Below are 20,714 nucleotides of genomic sequence, written 5' to 3' on the forward strand. Positions count from 1 at the left end.
ACGAGCATCACCCGGACGACGGCGCTTCCCCCGAGGCGCCGTCGTTCGTCGTCGCGGCCCCGATATCGTCCGTCGTCGCAGCCCCGCCGTCGATCCAGCGGATACGGATCGGGCCGCGCGCGTCCGGGGCCACCGGCTCGCCGTGCTGGGTGACATGGACGAGCCCCTCACCGGCCAGGTCGAAGGCGATACGCCGCGCGGCGGGCATCAGGTCGCGCCACCGGTCCCCGCCGATGCCGCGCGCGGCCTCGGACGGGCACAGCGTCTTCCCGCTACCCCGCTGCGCGGCGATCCTCAGGATCTCGGCCCGCAGCTCGGGGTCCGTGACCCCGTCAGTCATCGACGGGCGCGTCCTCCACCGGGCGGTCGGCGGAGCCGCCGGGCTTCTTCGGGTGCAGGCGGTCCAGCTCCTTCAGGGCTGCGGTCCACCGCGCGGTGCGTTCGGCCGCCGACTGCTCCCACCAGGGCGTCCCCCGCTCGCCGAGTCCTTCCTTCGCGAGCTGGACGGTGCGCCGCGCGCGGGGCAGGGCAGCGCCGTCGTCGCCCTTGGCACTGTTGCGCACGCCCGAGCGTCCGCGGCCCAGGTGGGACATCAGGCGTGCCTTCACATCGTCCGGCAGCGAGGGGTCGGTCTTCCGCCAGCGGCGGCCGCTGTGGAGGAAGAACCGCTCGTCGTCCGTGGTGTTCCGCAGGTCGCTCATGCGTGCCTCAGCTCGAGGATCCGGGAGGGCCGACGATCAGCAGCACGCTGAAGACCACGGAGATCCCGACGACGGCGACCAGCAGCGCGACGAGCGGACTGCGCAGCACCCACGCCTGGAGCTGCTCCACGGGGGTGCGGGGCGTCTCGGCTCCCGGGGCGAGGCGCCAGGACCCGGCGAGCTGTCCGCGGCGCTCGATCCACCGCTCGTACGGGATGGTCGCGAACGGGACGACCGCCGAGGCGAGACCCAGCAGCCCCGTCACCACCGACCAGCGCTGGTTGACCCAGATGAAGACGGTCGTCGCCACGAAGCAGAGGAACACGAAACCGTGCACGGCACCCGCCGGAGGAACGACCGCCTCCGTGGTCCGCGTGACGTACTTGAGGAACATGCCCAGCAGCAGGAAGGCCCAGGTCACCGCCTCCGCGACAGCGACGGTGCGGAAAAGCGTGCGGGGGTTCATGGGGCTCCTGGTCGGTCGGTGGTCGGTCGGTGGTCGGTGCCTCCAATTCTCCCAGACCCTCGGCGGGCCCGCGTGCCCGGGGCCCCCTGCCCCGGCGGCGGCCCCTGCGCGCCGGCGTTCCTCGAAGAGGTCCTCCATGCGGCCATGCCGGGTATCCTCTACTGTCGGCTGCACCGCCGGCTGGCTCCCGGCACCGCCTGCCGGGCCGGACGCCCCATGACCACGATCACAGGATCGTCGGCGGCCCGTGATGGACTGCTGCCCTCCCCGGCACCACGACGAAAGGATCAGCGGCCCATGTTCCTGCTCGACGCCGATGGCGGCCCGGACGCGACCTCCCCCGACCTCGTGTTCTCGGCGACGGACCTCGTCACGGCGTCGGAGTGCGGGTACCGGCTCCTGCGCATCCTCGACGAGAAGCTGGGACGGACCCCACGGGCACAGTTCCCCGTGGACGAGATGTTGCAGCGCGCCGCCGCCCTCGGGGACGTGCACGAGCACAAGGTCCTCGACGAGCTGGTCGCCGAGCACGGGCTGTGGTCACCGGGCAACGTGTCGGGCGTGTACGACGTCGAACCGGCCGCATCCATGGACCGCGCCACCCTGGCGGCCAAGCAGGAGGAGTCGCTCCGCGCCCTGCGCTCCGGCGCGGCCGTCGTGTTCCAGGCGGCGTTCTTCGACGGCGTGTTCCACGGGCGCTCGGACTTCCTCGTCCGGCAGGACGACGGCGCGTACGCCGTCTGGGACACCAAGCTCGCCCGCCACGCCAAGGTCGGCGCCCTGCTGCAGCTCGCGGCGTACGGCGACCAGCTGCAGGCGGCGGGCATCCCGACGGCGGACGAGGTGACGCTGGTCCTCGGTGACCGCAGCCGCAGCACCCATCGACTGCCCGATCTGCTGCCCGTGTTCCGCGAGCGCCGCACCCGCTTCCTCGAGCTCGTGCACGGCCACCGGGGGCAGCCGGACCCCGTGGCCTGGGGTGCGCCGGGAGTCGCCGCGTGCGGGCGGTGCGACTACTGCGCCGAGCAGGTGCTGGCATCACGGGACCTGCTGCTGGTGGCCGGGATGACCACCGACCGCCGGGCGCGGCTCCACGGCGAGGGCATCTCCACGATCGACGACCTCGCCGCGATGCCCGACCGCCCGGAGGACACCGCGCTGACGCGGCTGCAGGAGCAGGCACGCCTGCAGGTGGGCGGGATCGCGGTGGACGGGGGCGTCACCTACCGCGATGCCGGAGGCGCCGAGCGCGCGCTGTCCTACCGTGTCCTCCCCCGGCACACGCTGCGGGCCCTGCCCGCGCCGAGCCCCGGCGACATCTTCTTCGACTTCGAGGGCGACCCCCTGTGGCAGGATCCCGGCGACGGCAGCTGGGGCATCGAATACCTGTTCGGCGTCGTCGAGCAACCCACGGACCGCGACGGCGAGCCTCCGTTCCGTCCCTTCTGGGCCCACAGCCGTGCGGAGGAGCGCACGGCGTTCGTCCGCTTCCTCGAGTACGTCCGGCAGCGCCGTGTGCAGTACCCGGACCTGCACGTCTACCATTACGCGGCCTACGAGAAGAGCGCCCTGCGGCGGCTGTCCCTCGTCCACGTGATCGGCGAGGACGCCGTGGACACCCTGCTCCGCGACGGCGTCCTCGTGGACCTCTACGACACCGTGCGCCACAGCCTCCGCATCTCCGAGCGCTCCTACAGCCTGAAGAAGCTCGAGCCCCTCTACATGGGGGGCACCCTCCGCTCCGGGGACGTGACCGATGCCGGGGCGTCGGTCGTCGCCTATGCCGCCTACTGCGCCGCGCGCGACGCCGGCGACAGCGCCGCCGCGGCGGAGATCCTCGCCGGCATCACCGACTACAACCGTTACGACTGCCTCTCGACGCTCGGGCTCCGGGACTGGCTGCTCTCGCTCGGGCTGCGGCACGGGGCGGGGCCGCAGCCCCGTGGACCGGCGGCGGCCCGCGCCGACACGCCCGACGGCGCGCACCTCCCTGCGCCCGACGATGCGCCCTCGACGTCGCCGACCTCCGTGCACGACGCCGCGGGACCCACCTCACCTGGGGCCACCTCCGCCGCGCCCGACGCCGGGGAGCACCCCGCCTACGGACCCGCTCCCGAGGAGGCCCGGCTGCTGGCGTACCTCGCCGACCTGCCGGGCGCTCCGGGGAAGGACCCGGAGCAGCAGGCCATCGCGCTCGTCGCGGCCGCCGTCGGATATCACCGCCGGGAGCGCAAGCAGTTCTGGTGGTCCCATTTCGACCGGCTCGCCTCCCCCGCCCACACCTGGGACGACGCGCGTGACGTGCTGGTGTTCCGCACGCTCGAGGTGGTGCAGGACTGGGCGAAGCCGACGTCCCGCTCGAACCCCGTCCGTCTGCTCAAGGCGACCGGGACCCTGACGGCGGGCGCCGACATCCGTGAGGGCTCCACCTACTTCGCGATCTACGACGCGCCCGTCCCGTCCGATGCGGACAGCATCGACACCGGCGGCACGGGGCGCGGTGGCTGGTTCGGCGTCGAGGTGATGGAGCTGTCCGAGGACGCGGACGGCGTCGCGACCGTGGTGCTCAGGGAGAAGCTGCGGCGAGGAGCACCGGAGCGTCCCGAACTGCCCCTCGCGCTGGCCCCCGACCAGCCACTCATGACGAGGTCGATGCAGGACGCCCTGGTGGACCTCGCGGACCGGGTGGGCCGGACGCTCCCGGACGTGCCCGGGGATCCCGCGCTCGACCTCCTGCGGCGCATCCCCCCACGCCTCGCCGGCGGCGCCGAACTGCCCACGGCACCGCCGCGCGATGACGGGTATGCCGAGGCCATCACCGCCGCCCTCCATCTCCTCCAGGACTCGTATCTCGCCGTGCAGGGTCCGCCCGGCACCGGCAAGACCCACGTCGGCGCGGACGTCATCGCGCGTCTGGTGCGCAGCGGATGGAAGGTGGGCGTCGTCGCGCAGTCGCACGCCGTCGTCGAGAACCTGCTGCGCCGTGCCGTCGAGGCCGGCGTCCCCGCCGACCAGGTGGCCAAGCGCACCGAGACTCCGGACACGCCCTGGACGCAACGGTCCGACGACGACGTCGCGCGCCTGATCGGCGGAGCCGGCGGCTGCCTGGTCGGGGGGACGGCCTGGACGATGACCGGGAGCAGGGTGCCGGCGCGGTCCCTGGACCTGCTGGTCATCGACGAGGCGGGACAGTTCTCGCTCGCGAACACGATGGCCGTGGCCCGCGCCGCACGCAGGCTCCTGCTCCTCGGCGACCCGCAGCAACTCCCCCAGGTCACCCAGGGCACCCACCCGGAGCCGGTCGACGCATCCGCCCTCGGCTGGCTGTCCGCCGGACACGCGACGCTGCCCGGGCAGTTCGGCTACTTCCTCGCGGACACCTGGCGCATGCATCCGGACTTGTGCCACGCGGTGTCGGTCTTCGCCTACGACGGCAGGCTGACCACGGCCACGGCGGCACGCGGGCGGCACCTGGAGGGAGAACGGCCGGGCATCGAATGCGTCGTCGTCGACCACGAGGGCAACGCGACGGCCTCGGCCCAGGAGGCAGCGGAGGTCGTCACCCAGGTGCGGCGCCACCTCGGTCTGGCCTGGACCCCGGAGCCGGGCGCCGTCCCGCGCCCGCTCGCGCAGGAGGACATCCTGGTGGTCGCCCCGTACAACGCCCAGGTGCAGCTCACCCGGCAGGCCCTGCGGACGGCCGGGTTGGGGGACGTCCGGGTGGGAACGGTGGATAAGTTCCAGGGTCAGCAGGCCGTGATCGTGGTCGTCACCATGACGGCGTCCTCCGCCGCGGAAGCACCCCGCGGCATCGGGTTCCTGCTCGATCGCAACCGCGTGAACGTCGCGGTCTCGCGGGGGCAGTGGCGCGCCGTCGTCGTCAGGTCCCCGCGGCTGACCGAGCACATGCCGTCCACCCCGGCCGCGCTGGAAGAGCTCGGTGCGTTCATCGGTCTCTGCGCCGGGGAGGGCTGAGGGAAGCCCCTGCGTCCCGGCCGGGCACGGCGGTCGAGCCTGCGCGAGCGGTCCGGCACGGCGATCGAGCCGGCGCGGACGCGTGGGCGGCGCGGCGGTCGAGCCGGCGCTACGGTCGAGGCGGCGCCGGCACGCGGGCGGTCCGCCGACAGGGCCCGGTTAACGAAGAAGCAGGCCGGACCGGGGTCCGACCTGCTACTCGCGAAAAGATCTAGTGGAAGATCCGAGCCTTAGAGGGGCTGGATGTTCGACGCCTGAGGACCCTTGGGGCCCTGCTCGGTGTCGAAGCTGACCTTCTGGTTCTCGTCAAGCGAGCGGTAGCCGCTCGCATTGATGGCGGAGAAGTGTGCGAACACGTCTGCGCTTCCGTCGTCGGGAGCAATGAATCCAAAGCCCTTTTCAGCGTTGAACCACTTCACGGTACCTGTTGCCATTTTTGTTTATCCTTCTGAAATTCAGACGCACTCCGACTTTCGGAGCGCCCCAGTCGCGGCGTGCTTGTCCGCTTTTTCAGAGACACGATCCGTCCCGTGAGGGTCGGACCGCGTGAAATACAAATGCGCAACACTACAACCGACACCCACTTAACCAAACGTTGGAGGGTAATGGCAAGCAGGAAGCCAAAGTTCTTTGATCGGCTATCCTTACGCCGCGATCGGGAGCATCGCGTCGGCCAGCAGTTCGAAGGAGCGCAGCCATGCCTCGGTGCTCTCCGCCTGGGTCGCGACGATGAGCTCGTCGGCCCCGAACCGTTCGGCGAACTGCTCCAGGTAGTCGCGGACGACGTCGGGCGTGCCGACGGCGCTGTACCGCGCCATCCCGGCCATCTGCTGACCGCTCGGCGACGCGAGGATGGCCTCGGACTCCTCCCGCGTGAAGGTCTGCCCGCGCCCCAGGAGCAGGCTCACGCGGCGCAGCATGCCCTCGTGGAACTCGTGGTGGGCGTCGTTGGCGCTGTCCGCGGCGATGACGTTCACGCCGGCGATGAAGTGCGGCTCCGAGGACTGCGCGGACGGCGTGAACTCCCGGCGGTAGATGGCGGCGGCGTCCTGAAGTGCCTGCGGGGCGAAGTGCGAGGCGAAGGCGAAGGGCAGGCCGAGGGCCGCAGCGAGCCGCGCACCGAACAGCGAGGACCCGAGGATGTACAGCGGCACATGGGTGCCCTTGCCCGGGGTCGCCTGCACACCGGGCACACGGCTCTCCCCGCTCAGGTAGCCCTGCAGTTCCTGGACGTCCTGGGGGAAGCTGTCCGCGGCCATGGGATCGCGGCGCAGGGCGCGGGCCGTCACCTGGTCGCTGCCGGGGGCACGACCGAGGCCGAGGTCGATCCGGCCCGGGTGCAGGCTCTCGAGGGTGCCGAACTGCTCGGCGATGGTGAGCGGCGAGTGGTTGGGGAGCATCACACCGCCGGAGCCGAGACGGATGGTGGACGTGTGCGCGGCGACGTGGGCGATGAGCACGCTCGTGGCCGAGGACGCGATGGTGCCCATGTTGTGGTGCTCCGCGTACCAGATCCGGCGGTATCCCCACCGCTCGGCCTGCTGGGCGAGCGAGACGCTCGAGGCGAAGGTCTCCGCCGGCGTGGAGCCTTCGGCGACCTGCGCGAGATCCAGGATGGACAGGGGGACAGTCATGGATGCACCTTCCGATTCGGGAACCACGGCGGGGTGTGTCGCGGACCTCTTGAAGGAACGGTTGCCTGCACACATCTATTTCCCGATCGTCCGGGTGCCGTGCGCCGGTGGACGTGGTTCTCCTCACGCTGCGGCGAGGGGCGCCACGGCGGAACCCACGGCGCCTGCCGGGACTACGGGGACTGCCGGGCCTGCCCGGACGGCGCTACGCCCCCGCCGCCTCGTCCTGGGCCCCGTCCTGGGCCTCGTCCTGGGCCTCGTCCTGCGCCTCGTCCTGCGCCTCGTCGAGGAGGAACCCCCGCAGGAGGGCGGCGGTGCCCTCGAGGTGGGCGGTCATCTCGGCCTGCGCGCGCTCCGGATTGCCACCCAGTACCGCCTTCACGATGGCAGCGTGCTGCCGGTTGGAATGGTTGATGTTCACGGCCAGGAAGGGGATGCGGTCGAGCATGTCGTTGGTGCGGGACCGCGCCTGAGCCACGGCGAGCGCCAGCGACGGGGACCCCGCCGCCTCGGCGATGGCAAGATGCAGCCGGGCGTCGAGGGGGCGGTACCGGGCCGCGTCCGCCCCAGCCACCGCCTCCAGTGCTCCGAGGAGGCTACGGCGCGACTCCTCCGTGCACACCAGCTCAGCGGCGAGGCGGGCTGCGCCGGGCTCGACGACGGCACGGAAGGCGAGGACGTCCTCCACCTCGGCACGTCGCAGGACGGCAGGACTGCCGCCCCGGGTCGGCAGCGATGCACTCACGGTGGCGCCCCCGTAGCGGCCGCGCTGGACGGTGAGGTAGCCCGCGGTCTGCAGGTCGGCAAGTCCGTCGCGCAGGGTGGACCGCGAGACGCCCAGGTGCTCGGCGAGGTACCGCTCCGGCGGAAGCCGTGACCCGGCGGGGAAGACCCCCAGCTTGATGGCATGCAGGAGCCGTTCGACCGTCTCCTCGAACGCGTTTCCCCTGCGTGCCGGCTGGATGAGCCGGAAAGCAGGGTCCCCCGGATCGTCCATGCCCACAGCATACGCACCGGCCGGGTGCCGCCCCTCCCGGCCGACCGGCCGACCTCTTGACGATTCGGACCGGGGGGACGAGCATGGGGGCACTCATTGGACTGATTTCAGTCCAATGTTGTCGGCGAGAACCTGCTCCACCGACAAGGCCTGCCCTACCCGTCCTCCATCCGGCCGTCCAACCAAGGGGTACACGTGGCACACAGGAACATCGATTACACCGCCGTCGACGACCAGTACCACAAGCACCGGAAACTCAAGAGCGGGGCCGCAGGCTGGGTCCTGCTGGCGGGGCTCGGGGTCGCCTACGTCATCTCCGGGGACTTCTCCGGCTGGAACCTCGGTCTCGCCGAAGGCGGTTGGGGCGGCCTGCTCATCGCCTTCATCCTGATGGGCATCATGTACACCTGCATGGTCTTCGGCCTCGCCGAGATGTCATCGATGCTGCCGACGGCAGGCGCCGGCTACGGGTTCGCCCGCCGCGCCCTCGGTCCGCTCGGAGGCTTCGCCACGGGCATGGCGGTGCTCATCGAATACGCGGTCGCGCCGGCTGCGATCGCCACGTTCATCGGTGGCTACATCGAGGCGCTCGGACTCTTCGGCATCACCAACTCCTGGCCGGTCTACCTGGTCACCTATGTGGTGTTCATCGGGATCCACCTCTGGGGCGTCGGCGAGGCACTCAAGCTGATGTTCGGCATCACCGTGATCGCCGTCATCGCCCTGGTGGTGACCGTCGTCGGACTCCTGCCGCATTTCGAGACCGCCAACCTCTTCGACATCGTCCCCGACGGATCGGCCGGAGCGTCGGCCTTCCTGCCCTACGGGTTCTCCGGCGTCCTCGCCGCGCTGGTGTTCGGGATCTGGTTCTTCCTGGCCGTCGAGGGCGTCCCCCTCGCCGCCGAGGAATCCAACGACCCGAAACGGGACATGCCCCGCGGCATCATCGTCGCCATGCTGCTGCTCCTGGTCTTCGGCGCACTCATGCTGTTCCTGGTGCCGGGGGCAGCAGGCGCCCAGGCGATGGGCCAGTCGGACTCCCCACTCCCGGAGGCGCTGCGGGCTGCGGCGGGCGGGGACTCCTTCCTCGCCGACTTCGTCAACTACGCGGGACTCGCCGGCCTCGTCGCGAGCTTCTTCTCGATCGTCTACGCCTACTCACGGCAACTCTTCGCTCTCTCGAGGGCCGGCTACCTCCCGCGCGTCCTCTCCCTCACCTCGAAGCGCCATACGCCCTGGGTGGCGCTGCTCGTCCCCGGCACCATCGGCTTCCTGCTCGCCGCCCTGACCGGTAACGGCGGGCTGCTCATCAACATCGCCGTCTTCGGCGCCACCGTGTCCTACGTCCTGCTGAACCTCTCGCACATCTTCCTGAGGTTCAGGGAACCCGGGCTCGAGCGGGGCTACCGCACGCCGGGCGGCGTGGTCACCACGGGCATCGCCCTCGTCCTCGCGGTCGTCGCCCTGCTGGCCACCTTCTTCGTCGACATCCTCGCCGCCTCCATCACCGCCGCCATCTTCCTCAGTGCGATCGCCTACTTCTGGTTCTACAGCCGCCACCACCTGGTGGCGAGCGCCCCGGAGGAGGAATTCGCCCTGCTGGAGAAGGAGGAGCAGGACCTGGCCTGACCCGATCGCACCCCACCTGTGACGACACCGAAACGACAGAAGGAAGCTCATGGACCCGCATCCCCGCAGCGAACGCATGCTCACCGTCGACCAGCTCACCTCGGCCATCCAGGCGGGTGAGATCGACTCGGTGGTCCTCGCGTTCACCGACATGCAGGGCAGACTGCAGGGCAAGGTGATCCACGGCCGGTTCTTCCTCGACACCGTCCTCGGTCACGGCACGGAGGGGTGCAACTATCTGCTGGCCGTGGACACCGACATGAACACCGTGGACGGCTATGCGATGTCGAGCTGGGAGACCGGGTACGGGGACATGGTGTTCGACCTGGACCTCGACACCATCCGGCGCCTGCCCTATCGGGAGGGCACGGTCATGATCCAGTCGGACCTGTCCTTCACCAGCGGCGGGCCGGTCGAGGTGGCCCCGCGCAGCATTCTCAAGGCCCAAGCTGCGCGGGCCGCGGCCCGGGGCCTGCGGGCGTTCTCGGGGACGGAGCTCGAGTTCATCATCTACAACGACTCGTTCGAGGATGCCGGCCTCAAGCACTACCGCGATCTCGTCCCGGCCAACCAGTACAACGTCGACTACTCGATCCTGGGGTCCCTGCGCGTCGAACCGCTGCTGCGGGACATCCGCAACGCGATGTACCAGGCGGGCATGATCGTCGAATCGGCCAAGGGCGAGTGCAACTTCGGCCAGCACGAGATCGCGTTCAAGTACGACGACGTCGTCGTGACGGCCGACAACCACAGTGTCTACAAACTGTCGGCGAAGGAGATGGCGTCGCAGCGCGGGCAGTCGGTGACCTTCATGGCCAAGCCGAACCAGCGGGAGGGCTCCTCCTGCCACATCCACATGTCCCTCCGGAGCGAGGACGGCGGACTCGTGTTCTGGGACGAGGCCGGGAACCAGCGCACCCCGCTCTACGACCACTTCATCGCGGGGGTCCTCGCCACCATGCGCGAGTTCACGCTCTTCTACGCACCCAACATCAATTCCTACAAGCGCTTCGCCGAAGGCTCCTTCGCGCCGACCGCGGTGGCCTGGGGACTGGACAACCGGACCTGTTCCGTCCGCCTCGTGGGCCACGGCTCCTCCGCCCGCCTGGAGAACCGGCTCCCGGGCGCGGATGCGAACCCCTACCTGGCGCTGGCCGCGATGCTCGCCGGCGGCCTGTACGGCGTCGAGAACGAACTGGAGCTGCCCCCACGGATGGACGGCAACGCCTACCTGTCCGACGCCGAGCACGTGCCCGCCACGATGAAGGAGGCGCGCGACCTCTTCGCCGGCTCCGCGATCGCGCGGGAGGTCTTCGGCGACGAGGTGGTGGAGCATTACACCCACTACGCCGACGTCGAGCTGGCACAGTTCAACGCGGCCGTGACGGACTGGGAAGTGCGGCGCGGGTTTGAACGACACTAGGACGTCATGGTGACGACCGAGCCCGCGCAGGGTACCTACCGGCCCCGGGTCGGCCTCACCACCTACTGGCAGTCCGCCGCCTGGGGCGTCTGGGACGGCACCGCGGCCATCGTCCCGGGCGCCTACGTGCGCGCCGTGGTGGACGCCGGCGGAACCCCCCTCCTGCTGCCGCCCGTGGGCACCGACCCGGGCGTCGTCGGCGTCCTCGACGGTCTGATCGTCATCGGCGGGGTGGACGTGGACCCCGTGCACTACGGCGCCGCCCCGCATCCGGCCACGGTGGCCCAGCCGGAGCGCGACGACCACGACCTCGCCCTGACGCGGGCGGCGCTGGCCGCGGGCATGCCCCTCTTCGCGATCTGCCGGGGGGCGCAGATCCTCAACGTCGCCCTCGGCGGTACGCTGCACCAGCACCTGCCCGAGGTGCGGAAGGATGCGGCGCTGTACCAGCCGGCGCCGGGTGTCTTCGGCAGCGTCGACTTCACCACCGAACCCGGCTCCATCGCCCGGCAGCTGCTGGGCAAGCGGGCGTCGAGCCCGTGCTACCACCACCAGGGCCTGGACAGGATCGCCGACGGGCTGTGCGTGACGGCCCTGGCCGCCGACGGGACGGTGGAGGTCGTCGAAGCGGCGGCCGGAGGCCCTGCCGGCTGGACCCTCGGCGTCCAGTTCCACCCCGAGGAGAACGGGCAGGACAGGCGCCTGTTCGGCGGCTTCGTCGACGCTGCCCGCACCTACGCACTCCACCGCAGCGCCCCGGAAAGGACAGCGTCATGAGCTCCACCCACCAGATCCTCGACCCTGCGACGGAGGAAGCCATCGGCACGGTCGCCATGGCAGGACTCGAGGACACCGATGCCGCGATCCTGCGGGCGGCCGACGCCTTCCCCGCCTGGCGGCGGGTGTCCCCGGCGGACCGCGCACTGCTGCTGCGGCGCTTCGCGGCGGCCGTCGACGCGGAGATCGAGGCGCTCGCAGCACTCGAGGTCGCCAACGCCGGCCACACGATCGGGAACGCACGCTGGGAGGCCGGCAACGTGCGTGACGTCCTGACGTATTACTCCGCAGCCCCCGAACGCCATAGCGGGCAGCAGATCCCCGTCGCGGGTGGGGTGAACGTCACGTTCCACGAACCGCTCGGCGTCGTCGGCATCATCGTGCCGTGGAACTTCCCCATGCCCATCGCCGCCTGGGGGTTCGCGCCGGCGCTCGCCGCCGGCAACACGGTGGTCCTGAAACCGGCCGAGCTCACTCCCCTGACGGCGATACGGCTCGGTGAGCTCGCCCTGCAGGCCGGGATCCCGGAGGGCGTCTTCACGGTCCTGCCGGGCAAGGGTTCCGTCGTCGGAGCCCGTTTCGTCACCCACCCCCTGGTGCGCAAGGTCGTCTTCACGGGTTCCACCGGCGTGGGCAAGCAGATCATGGCGGGCTGCGCGGACCAGGTCAAGCGCGTGACCCTCGAGCTCGGGGGGAAGAGCGCCAACGTCATCTTCGCCGATGCGGACCTGGACAAAGCCGCCGCCGCCGTGCCGGACGGCGCTTTCGACAATGCCGGGCAGGACTGCTGCGCCCGGTCCCGGGTGCTCGTCCAGAGGTCCGTCTACGACGACGTCCTGGGCATGCTCGGAGCCGCGGTGCAGTCCGTCCGGGTGGGTGATCCGAGCCGGGAGGACACGCACATGGGTCCGCTGATCTCGGCCGCCCAGCGCGACTCCGTGGCGCGATTCGTGTACGCCGCGGACGGGGAGGCCGTGGCCGACGTGGCCTTCCAGGGCTCCGCCCCCGCCGGACCCGGCTTCTGGTTCCCGCCCACCGTCATCACGCCGTCGGATCCGCGATCCGCTGCCTTCACCGACGAGATCTTCGGCCCGGTGGTCTGCGTGGTGCCGTTCGAGGACGAAGCGGATGCCGTGCGGATCGCCAACGACTCGGCCTACGGCCTGTCCGGGTCCATCTGGACCCGTGACGTCGGCCGTGCGCTCCGCGTCTCACGGGCCATCGACGCCGGGAACCTCTCCGTGAACTCGCACTCCTCCGTCCGGTACTCCACCCCCTTCGGGGGCTTCAAGCAGTCCGGCCTCGGCCGCGAACTGGGCCCCCAGGCCCTCGACGCGTTCAGCGAGACCAAGAACGTCTTCCTTTCCACCGACGCCTGACAGGCGTCCATCGACCATGAGGAGTGCCATGACAGCCCTGCCCTACAACGGACTCGTGACCAACCGCCTCCAGGGGCGGACGGCGGTCATCACGGGGGGCGCCTCGGGGATCGGCCTGGCCACGGCCCGGCGCCTCGCCCACGAGGGAGCGCACGTGGTGATCGGGGACATCTGTCCGGACGCCGTCGGGGAGGGGCTGGCGGAGCAGTTCGGCGGCAGCTTCATCCGCGCCGACGTCACCAGCGAGGACGACGTCCGGGCCATGTACGCGTTCGCCGTCGCGACCTACGGCTCCATCGACATCGCCTTCAACAACGCAGGGATCTCGCCCGACGACGACTCCTCCATCCTCGACACGGGGATCGATGCCTGGCGCCGTGTCCAGGAGGTGAACCTGACGAGCGTGTACTACTGCTGCAAGCACGTCCTGCCTTACATGCAGGCGCAGGGACGCGGGTCCATCATCAACACGGCCTCCTTCGTGGCGGTCCTCGGCGCCGCCACGTCCCAGATCTCCTACTCCGCGTCCAAGGGCGGCGTGCTGTCCATGAGCCGTGAGCTGGGGGTGCAGTTCGCCCGGCAGGGGATCCGGGTGAACGCGCTCTGCCCGGGACCCGTGAACACGCCCCTGCTGCAGGAGCTCTTCGCGAGCGACGCGGAACAGGCCCGGCGTCGGCTCGTCCATGTCCCGCTCGGGCGCTTCGCCGAACCCGACGAACTGGCTGCCGCCGTCGCCTTCCTGGCCTCGGACGACTCGTCCTTCATCACGGCGAGCCAGTTCATGGTCGACGGCGGCATCGCCGGCGCCTACGTCACGCCCCTGTGACGCCGTTCGGCCCCACGCCCGCGCCGGATCTGCTTGACTGGGCCCATGCCCAGCGACCTCCCGACCTCCGAAGCCGCGCTCCGCGAGCGCCAGGACCTCCTCGTCCGCGAACTCGCGGTGGAGCAGAACTCCGCCCGCCTGCAGGTCCTCAGCGACGAGCTCGAGGACATCCAGCGCCGGCTCGAGCAGCGACGCAACGCCTGACCGGCACCTGATCAGCCTCGGGGCGCCGGCGTCTCGATGGTCAGGACCCCTTCCGCGACCCCGTCCGTCGACGCGTAGGAGTGCACTGCATCCCCGCGCCAGGACAGCGTGTCGCCGGCTCCCGCGTCCTGCTCGGCGCCGAGCACACCCACGCGTGCGCTGCCCCGCACCACGCGGAAGTGCTCCACCGTTCCCGGCCCGTGCGCCGGTGACACGCGCGTCCCCGTCGAGGCGATGGTGAGCCAGAAGACCTCGGTGGTGCCGCCGTCGCCGTGCGTGCGGACCGTGAGCAGCCGCGCCTCCACGACGCCGTCGGTGACACCGCGCCCCGTCCCGTCCCCCACGAGTCCGGTGAGCGGCACCCCCAGGGGGCCTGCGAGCGCGTAGAGCGTCTCGAGGGTGGGATTCCGGGTTCCCGCCTCCAGCTCGGACAGCGTGCCCTTCCCGATGCCGGCCTGCAGGGCGAGGGCACTGAGGGAGAGCCCTCGGTCCTGGCGCAGGCGTGTGATCCTGCGGGCGACGGCGGAGCGGAGCGACGCATTGCGGTCCGGTTTGTCCTCGGGCATCCCTGCATCCTACGCTGGCCGTTCCGTATACAGAACGAGTGTGGGCGGCGCGACGGCCCATCCGACAGGAGTCCCCCGGTGCACACCAGATCCTCCGTCCGGCCCGGCCTGCACGAACCCGTCCTCGCCGGCATCGTCACGGCCCTGGTGGGCTTCACGTCGTCGTTCGCCGTCGTGCTCGCCGGCCTGCGGGCCACGGGGGCGTCCGAGGACCAGGCCGCCTCGGGCCTGCTGGCGCTGACCGTCGTCGTGGGCCTCGGGATCGTCCTGCTGTCGCTGCGCTACCGCATCCCCGTCACGCTCTCGTGGTCCACCCCGGGGGCCGCGCTGCTCGCCGGTGCCAGCATCCCGTCCGGCGGCTGGCCCGCGGCAGTCGGCGCCTTCCTGGTCACCGGCGTCCTCATCGCGCTGACCGCGGCGGTGCCGTGGCTGGGCCGGCTGGTGGCCCGCATCCCGCCGCACCTCGCGCAGGCGATGCTCGCGGGCGTGCTGCTCCCCCTGTGCCTGGCGCCGTTCCAGTCGATCGGCACCATCCCGCACCTGGTGCTCCCCGTGATCCTCGTCTGGCTCGCAGCATCGGCCGTCGCCCCGAAGTGGTCGGTCCCCCTCGCGCTCGTCGCGGCCCTCGCCGTGATCGGCGTCCAGCTCGGCCTCGCGGGCACGGCGATCGAGTCCTCGTCCCTGGTGCCGTCCGTGGCGTTCACCGTCCCGGCCATCGAGCCGGCCGCCGTCATCGGCATCGCCCTGCCGCTCTATATGGTCACCATGGCGTCGCAGAACCTCCCGGGCGTGGCCGTGCTCTCGTCCTTCGGCTATGAGGCCCCCTGGCGGTCCGCCCTGGCCGTCACGGGAGCGGGGACCGCGGTCGTCGCGCCCTTCGGCGGACACGCGGTCAACCTCGCAGCCCTGTCGGCCGCACTGTCCGCCGGCGAGGGGGCGGGTGAGGACCGCGACCGCCGGTGGATCGCGGCACTCACGGCGGGGCTGTCCTACCTGGTGCTCGCCGGCTGCTCGGGCGCGCTCGTCGTCGTCGTGGGCGCCGCACCCGCCGGGCTCGTGGAGGCGGTGGCCGGGCTCGCCCTCATCGGCACCATGGCGACGGCGGTGACGGCGTCCTTCCGCGATGCGACGGGTCGCATGAGCGGCGCCGTGACGTTCCTCCTCGCGGCGTCCGGCCTGTCGGTCCTCGGGATCGGCGGGGCCTTCTGGGCGCTCCTCGGCGGGCTCGCGGTGCGGGCCGCCATCGAGCGGGGACGGCCGGCCTGACCGGGAACGGCTAGACGGGCGTGTTCGGCGCCTGCGCCTCGTTGCCCTCGGCGCGGGCCTTGCGCTGCCGGGCACGGTCCAGCGAGTTGATGACCGGCGCCGCGGTGATGCCGTGCACCACGATGGACATCACGATCACCAGCGCGCCGATCCGCCACAGGGTGGACTCGTCGGCCGCGAACTCGCCCTTCGACAGCGCGTAGCTGAGGTAGTAGATGGACCCGATGCCGCGCACGCCGAAGAAGGCGAGGGTGCGGCGCTCCCGCGGGCCGGTCTTCCCGCGGGCCAGGCTGATCCACCCGGTGACGGGCCGGATGAGGAGGATGAACACGGCGGCGACGACGACTTCGAGCGGGCGGAGGCCCTCGAAGAGTCCACGTGCCACGGCACCACCGAGCAGGACGAGCACGACGACCGTCAGCAGGCGCTCGAGCTGCTCGATGTAGCTGTGCAGGACCCCGTGGTAGCCGTGGGTCTGCTCCCCGGCGCGGATGGTGACGGCACACACGAACACGGCGATGAAGCCGTACCCCTCGACCGCCTCGGTCAGTCCGTAGGTCAGGAAGGTGGCGGCCAGTGCGACGAAGCCCTCGGAGTGGTTGGCCAGGCGGACGCTCTTGATGGGTGACCGGAAGAAGATGCGACCGAGCAGCATGCCGATCCCGACGCCGAACGCGCAGCCGATGATGATGCGCCACAGCACGTCGAGGAGGATCCACTCCGGGAACCAGGCCGACGGAGCGAGCCCCACGGTGCTGAGCAGGATGGCGAGGTAGACGAAGGGGAACGCGAGCCCGTCGTTCAGTCCTGCTTCCGAGGTCAGCCCGAACCGAACCTCGTCCTCGGCGTCCAGATCCTCTTCCGACTCCGACGGCTCGCCCACCTGGACCTCGGAGGCGAGGACGGGATCGGTCGGCGCCAGGGCGGCGGCGACCAGGAGGGCCGATGCGAGGCCGAGCCCGAGGACCCACATCCCCATGAGCGTCAGTCCGAGGATGCACAGGGGCATCGCGATGCCGAGGAGCCGCCAGGTGGTGGACCACCGACGCCAGCCGACCTTGCGGTCCAGGGCCAGTCCGGCGCCCATGAGCGAGATGATGACGCAGACCTCGCTGAGGTGGATGGTCACATCGCTGTACTTCATGGGGTCGGGGTCCGGGAGGTCCTTGGCGAACGTGAAGATGAGGATGCCGGCGGCGAGGAAGACCATGGGCATGGACACCGGGGCGCGCCTGAGCAGGCGCGGCAGGAGGGCAGCCGCGAACACGGCCAGTCCCGCAGCCGCGAACATGATGCTTGGAGCCTCGAACACGTGCAACCTCTTCCGTTTCGCTGCGACCTGATGCTCAGGCCCCGAGCCAAGAGTAGGGCAGGCCGGGGTGCCGCCGGAGCCCGCATGCCCGGTCACGGGGCCCGGTCGGCAGCGCGTAGACTGTCTGGCCGCTTCCGGCGCGATCACCGCCGTCGACCGGGGCTGTTCCGCGAAACGGGGCGCCGGGCGAGAAGAGCGCCACCGTCACGTGAGAGCATGGAATTATGCCCATTTCCACCCACCCCATGGTCGATGTCACGGACATCATCCGGATCGTGGGCGGCGCTGCGTTCCAGCGTGGGCAGACCTACGCCAAGGACGGCGCCGTCAGCTCCCTCACCTGGGACGCCGAGTCCAAGCTGCTGACCGGGAAGGTCCGTGGCACCGCGCCGAACGACTACAGGACCAAGCTGCGCCTCGGACTCAAGGGCGACGGCCGGTTCCGCCCCCTCGAGAACTTCTGCAGCTGCCCCATCGGCGCGGACTGCAAGCACGTGGCGGCCACAGCACTGCAGAGCAACACCGAGAACCTGCTGGCACAGCACGAACGCGAGCTCGGCGCCCGGTCCGCGCCGCGCCCGTCGGTCCCGGAGGGCTGGCAGGCGTCCCTCACGGATCTCCTGGCGGCCGATACCGCCGTCGACGCCGCGCCCGCCCCGCGCACGCCGCTGGGTCTGCAGTTCGAGCTGCGCACCCCCGAGGTCGCCGTGCAGCGGTGGGGCTCCGCCGCCGAACGCCAGGGCCAGCGCACCCTCAACACACGCCTCGGGGTGCGGCCGGTCAGCCAGAACGGCAAGGGCAAGTGGATCAAGAACAACCTGTCCTGGGGCAGCATCAGCTACCAGACGTACGGGCTGACGCTGGACCCGGACCAGCACCGGTGGTTCTCCCAGTTCCCGGCGCTGCACCGCGGCACCGGCGTCAACTACTTCGGCAACAACGACTCCTGGCTGTACCTCGACGACTTCAGCAATCCGCTGCTCTGGCAGCTGCTGGACGAGGCGCAGCGCCTGGGCATCGCCTTCGTGGGCTCGAAGAAGTCCGTGACGATCGAACTCGCGGCCCGCGCCACCCTGAAGCTCGACGCGACCGGGACGGAGGACGGCTCGCTGCGGCTGAGCCCGGCCCTCGACGTCGACGGCCGGCCCCACCCGTCCGAGACGGCGCACGTCATCAGCACGCACGGCATCTACACCGTCGCCCCCGATGACACGATCACCCTCGCCCCGACCTCGCGCAGGCTGACGTCGAAGGACATCGAACTCCTCCAGCGCGGGCACGCCGTCGTCGTCCCCGAGGAGGAGAAGTCCCTCTTCCTGCAGGACTACTATCCGAAGCTGCGGCAGTCCATCCACGTGGACAGCAGTGACGGCAGCGTGGAGCTGCCCGAGATCCAGCCCCCGGCGCTCGTCCTCACCACCGCCTACGGCGAGGACGGCTCGGTGGCCCTGGACTGGCATTTCGACTACACCCTCGGCGACGCCGTGCAGCGCCGGCCCTTCCGCCGCGGGGGCCCCGGCAGCGACGACGGCTACCGTGAGCCCGACGTCGAGGACGCCCTCGCGGCCTCCGCGCGTCAGGCCCTCGGCCCGCTCCCGATCAAATCGCTCAGGCTCGAGGACATGCAGGCCGTCGAGTTCGTGGAGGAGGTCCTGCCCCGGCTCGCGGAGCTCGACGGCGTGAGCGTCGAGATGGTCGGCGAGAAGCCCGACTACCAGGAGCTGACCGAGACCCCCACGCTGCGGATCAGCACCGTGGAGACGGAGGACCGCGACTGGTTCGACCTCGGCGTGATGGTGACCGTCAGCGGCCGCACCATCCCCTTCGACTCCATCTTCCGTGCTCTCGCCCAGGGCCGGAAGAAGCTGAAGCTCGTCGACAACAGCTATCTCTCGCTCGACCAGCCCGTCTTCGACCAGCTCCGCGAGCTCATCGAGGAGGCCCGGGCGCTGAGCGAATGGGATCCGGAGTCCGGGCTGCAGATCAGCCGCTACCAGGCGGGGCTGTGGGCGGACCTCGAGGAGCTCGCCGAGGAGACCGAGCAGGCGCAGTCCTGGCGTGACGCCGTGAGCGGACTGCTCGAACTCGAGGACGTCGCGGCCACCCCGGCCCCGGCGGGCCTGGTCGCCGACATGCGCCCCTACCAGGCGGAGGGTTTCAGCTGGCTCGCGTTCCTGTGGCGGCACCGCCTCGGCGGCGTGCTCGCCGACGACATGGGGCTCGGCAAGACCCTGCAGGCCCTGGCCCTGATGATCCACGCGAAGGAGACGTCGGGGCTCGACGCACCGTTCATCGTCGTCGCGCCCACCTCGGTGGTCCCCAACTGGTCCAACGAGGCACGCCGTTTCGCGCCGGGCCTGAAGGTCGTCGCCGTCACCGACACGCAGGGCGCCTCGGGCATCCCGATCGACGAGCAGGTGGGCGACGCCGACGTCGTCATCACCTCCTACACGCTCTTCCGGCTCGATTTCCCGGTCTACCAGGATCTCGCCTGGTCGGGTCTCGTCCTGGACGAGGCGCAGTTCGTGAAGAACCGCGCGTCGAAGGTGCATCAGGCGGCGAAGGACTTCGATGCGCCGTTCAAGCTCGCGATCACCGGCACGCCCATGGAGAACAACCTCATGGAGCTGTGGTCCCTGTTCAACATCGTGGCGCCCGGGCTCTTCCCCTCGGCGCGCAAGTTCACCGAGGACTACCGCACGCCGATCGAGAAGATCGGTGACAACCGTCCGCTCGTGCGGCTCCGCAAGCGCATCCGGCCGCTGATGATGCGGCGCACCAAGGAGGCCGTCGCCTCCGACCTCCCGCCGAAGCAGGAGCAGGTCCTGGAGGTGGAGCTCCACCCCGAGCACCGGCACATCTACGAGACGTACCTGCAGCGCGAGCGGCAGAAGCTCCTCGGGCTGATCGAGGACATGAACCGCAACCGCATGATCGTGTTCCGGTCCCTGACCCTGCTGCGCATGCTGAGCCTCGACGCCTCGCTCGTGGATCCTGCGCACGCGGGCGTCCCGTCGGCGAAGCTCGAGGTCCTGTTCGAGAATCTCGAGGACGTCCTCGCGGAGGGGCACCGGGCCCTCGTCTTCAGCCAGTTCACCTCCTACCTCAAGAAGGCCGCGGAGCAGCTGGACGCCCGCGGCATCGAGTACGCCTACCTGGACGGCTCCACCCGCAGCCGCGGCGAGGTGATCGACTCCTTCAAGGACGGCACGGCGCCCGTGTTCCTCATCAGCCTCAAGGCCGGCGGGTTCGGCCTGAACCTGACGGAGGCGGACTACTGCTTCCTGCTGGACCCGTGGTGGAACCCGGCCTCCGAGGCCCAGGCCGTGGACCGCACGCACCGCATCGGGCAGACCAAGAACGTGATGGTCTACCGCATGGTGTCCAAGGGGACCATCGAGGAGAAGGTCATGAAGCTCAAGGAGAAGAAGGCGAAGCTGTTCACGTCCGTCATGGACGACGACGCCATCTTCTCCTCGGCGCTGACCGCGGACGACATCCGGGGTCTGCTCGACGCGTAGGCGTGAGCGTTCCCTCCCGCGCCCGTCACCCGGCCAGT

At 70.7% G+C, this 20,714-nt stretch carries 17 protein-coding genes; 9 read left to right on the forward strand and 8 right to left on the reverse strand.

Annotated elements, in window-relative coordinates; all coding sequences use genetic code 11:
* Positions 1–7: 7 nt before the first annotated feature.
* From RY94_RS09675 to RY94_RS09685, 3 genes are read right to left on the reverse strand one after another with little or no spacing between them, the layout of a single operon-like run.
* Positions 8–340 carry a DUF3253 domain-containing protein gene (locus tag RY94_RS09675; RefSeq protein ID WP_082046230.1) on the reverse strand — a complete coding sequence of 111 codons (333 nt, stop codon included), beginning with the start codon at positions 338–340 and terminating at the stop codon, positions 8–10.
* Positions 333–701 carry a hypothetical protein gene (locus RY94_RS09680; protein WP_052274206.1) on the reverse strand — a complete coding sequence of 123 codons (369 nt, stop codon included), beginning with the start codon at positions 699–701 and terminating at the stop codon, positions 333–335. Before RY94_RS09680 ends, RY94_RS09675 begins: the two co-directional genes overlap by 8 nt.
* A 7-nt stretch (positions 702–708) precedes the next feature.
* Positions 709–1,167, reverse strand: a complete 459-nt coding sequence (locus RY94_RS09685; RefSeq protein WP_043444430.1) for a DUF3817 domain-containing protein — start codon at positions 1,165–1,167, stop codon at positions 709–711.
* Between the two features lie 297 nt (positions 1,168–1,464).
* Between RY94_RS09685 and RY94_RS09690 the strand changes: the two genes are divergently transcribed.
* Positions 1,465–5,142 (forward strand): TM0106 family RecB-like putative nuclease, encoded by a 3,678-nt coding sequence (locus RY94_RS09690; protein ID WP_043444432.1) that lies wholly within the window; start codon positions 1,465–1,467, stop codon positions 5,140–5,142.
* A gap of 230 nt (positions 5,143–5,372) precedes the next feature.
* Here RY94_RS09690 and RY94_RS09695 read toward each other — a convergent pair whose 3' ends face one another.
* The 3 genes from RY94_RS09695 to RY94_RS09705 all read right to left on the reverse strand — a co-directional run bounded on the left by RY94_RS09695 (position 5,373) and on the right by RY94_RS09705 (position 7,773).
* Positions 5,373–5,576 carry a cold-shock protein gene (locus RY94_RS09695; RefSeq protein ID WP_026533290.1) on the reverse strand — a complete coding sequence of 68 codons (204 nt, stop codon included), beginning with the start codon at positions 5,574–5,576 and terminating at the stop codon, positions 5,373–5,375.
* Between the two features lie 210 nt (positions 5,577–5,786).
* Positions 5,787–6,776, reverse strand: coding sequence for an LLM class flavin-dependent oxidoreductase (locus RY94_RS09700; protein WP_043444434.1), 990 nt, complete (start codon positions 6,774–6,776; stop codon positions 5,787–5,789).
* A gap of 205 nt (positions 6,777–6,981) precedes the next feature.
* Positions 6,982–7,773, reverse strand: coding sequence for a FadR/GntR family transcriptional regulator (locus RY94_RS09705; RefSeq protein ID WP_082046231.1), 792 nt, complete (start codon positions 7,771–7,773; stop codon positions 6,982–6,984).
* A gap of 195 nt (positions 7,774–7,968) precedes the next feature.
* Here RY94_RS09705 and eat point away from each other — a divergent pair, with 195 nt between their 5' ends.
* The 6 genes from eat to RY94_RS17865 are packed head-to-tail and all read left to right on the forward strand — an operon-like array spanning position 7,969 to position 14,011.
* On the forward strand, positions 7,969–9,402 hold the full coding sequence (gene eat, locus RY94_RS09710) for an ethanolamine permease (protein ID WP_043444436.1): 1,434 nt from the start codon (positions 7,969–7,971) through the stop codon (positions 9,400–9,402).
* 49 nt (positions 9,403–9,451) lie between these two features.
* Positions 9,452–10,825 (forward strand): glutamine synthetase family protein, encoded by a 1,374-nt coding sequence (locus RY94_RS09715; RefSeq protein ID WP_043444437.1) that lies wholly within the window; start codon positions 9,452–9,454, stop codon positions 10,823–10,825.
* 6 nt (positions 10,826–10,831) lie between these two features.
* Positions 10,832–11,602, forward strand: a complete 771-nt coding sequence (locus RY94_RS09720; RefSeq protein ID WP_043444439.1) for a gamma-glutamyl-gamma-aminobutyrate hydrolase family protein — start codon at positions 10,832–10,834, stop codon at positions 11,600–11,602.
* Positions 11,599–12,981 carry an aldehyde dehydrogenase family protein gene (locus RY94_RS09725; RefSeq protein WP_043444441.1) on the forward strand — a complete coding sequence of 461 codons (1,383 nt, stop codon included), beginning with the start codon at positions 11,599–11,601 and terminating at the stop codon, positions 12,979–12,981. The genes RY94_RS09720 and RY94_RS09725 overlap by 4 nt, the downstream gene beginning before the upstream one ends.
* Before the next feature lie 28 nt (positions 12,982–13,009).
* Positions 13,010–13,807: a 3-oxoacyl-ACP reductase gene (locus tag RY94_RS09730; RefSeq protein ID WP_052274207.1), complete on the forward strand. Its 798-nt coding sequence runs from the start codon at positions 13,010–13,012 to the stop codon at positions 13,805–13,807.
* A 45-nt stretch (positions 13,808–13,852) separates the two neighbouring features.
* Positions 13,853–14,011: a hypothetical protein gene (locus RY94_RS17865; protein ID WP_156135118.1), complete on the forward strand. Its 159-nt coding sequence runs from the start codon at positions 13,853–13,855 to the stop codon at positions 14,009–14,011.
* 11 nt (positions 14,012–14,022) lie between these two features.
* Here the strand turns inward: RY94_RS17865 and RY94_RS09735 are convergent, their stop codons facing one another.
* Positions 14,023–14,577: a helix-turn-helix domain-containing protein gene (locus RY94_RS09735; RefSeq protein ID WP_043444443.1), complete on the reverse strand. Its 555-nt coding sequence runs from the start codon at positions 14,575–14,577 to the stop codon at positions 14,023–14,025.
* 78 nt (positions 14,578–14,655) lie between these two features.
* On the opposite strand from RY94_RS09735, the gene RY94_RS09740 reads away from it, so the two are divergent.
* Positions 14,656–15,843 carry a benzoate/H(+) symporter BenE family transporter gene (locus RY94_RS09740; protein WP_043444445.1) on the forward strand — a complete coding sequence of 396 codons (1,188 nt, stop codon included), beginning with the start codon at positions 14,656–14,658 and terminating at the stop codon, positions 15,841–15,843.
* A 10-nt stretch (positions 15,844–15,853) separates the two neighbouring features.
* Here the strand turns inward: RY94_RS09740 and RY94_RS09745 are convergent, their stop codons facing one another.
* On the reverse strand, positions 15,854–17,155 hold the full coding sequence (locus tag RY94_RS09745) for a cation:proton antiporter (protein ID WP_043444446.1): 1,302 nt from the start codon (positions 17,153–17,155) through the stop codon (positions 15,854–15,856).
* A 224-nt stretch (positions 17,156–17,379) separates the two neighbouring features.
* On the opposite strand from RY94_RS09745, the gene RY94_RS09750 reads away from it, so the two are divergent.
* Complete coding sequence (locus RY94_RS09750) at positions 17,380–20,676, forward strand: DEAD/DEAH box helicase (protein WP_043444448.1); 3,297 nt, start codon at positions 17,380–17,382, stop codon at positions 20,674–20,676.
* Positions 20,677–20,714 lie beyond the last annotated feature (38 nt).

This window comes from Arthrobacter sp. L77, from assembly GCF_000816565.1.
In the GTDB taxonomy this organism is placed as follows: Bacteria; Actinomycetota; Actinomycetes; order Actinomycetales; family Micrococcaceae; genus Arthrobacter_D; species Arthrobacter_D antioxidans.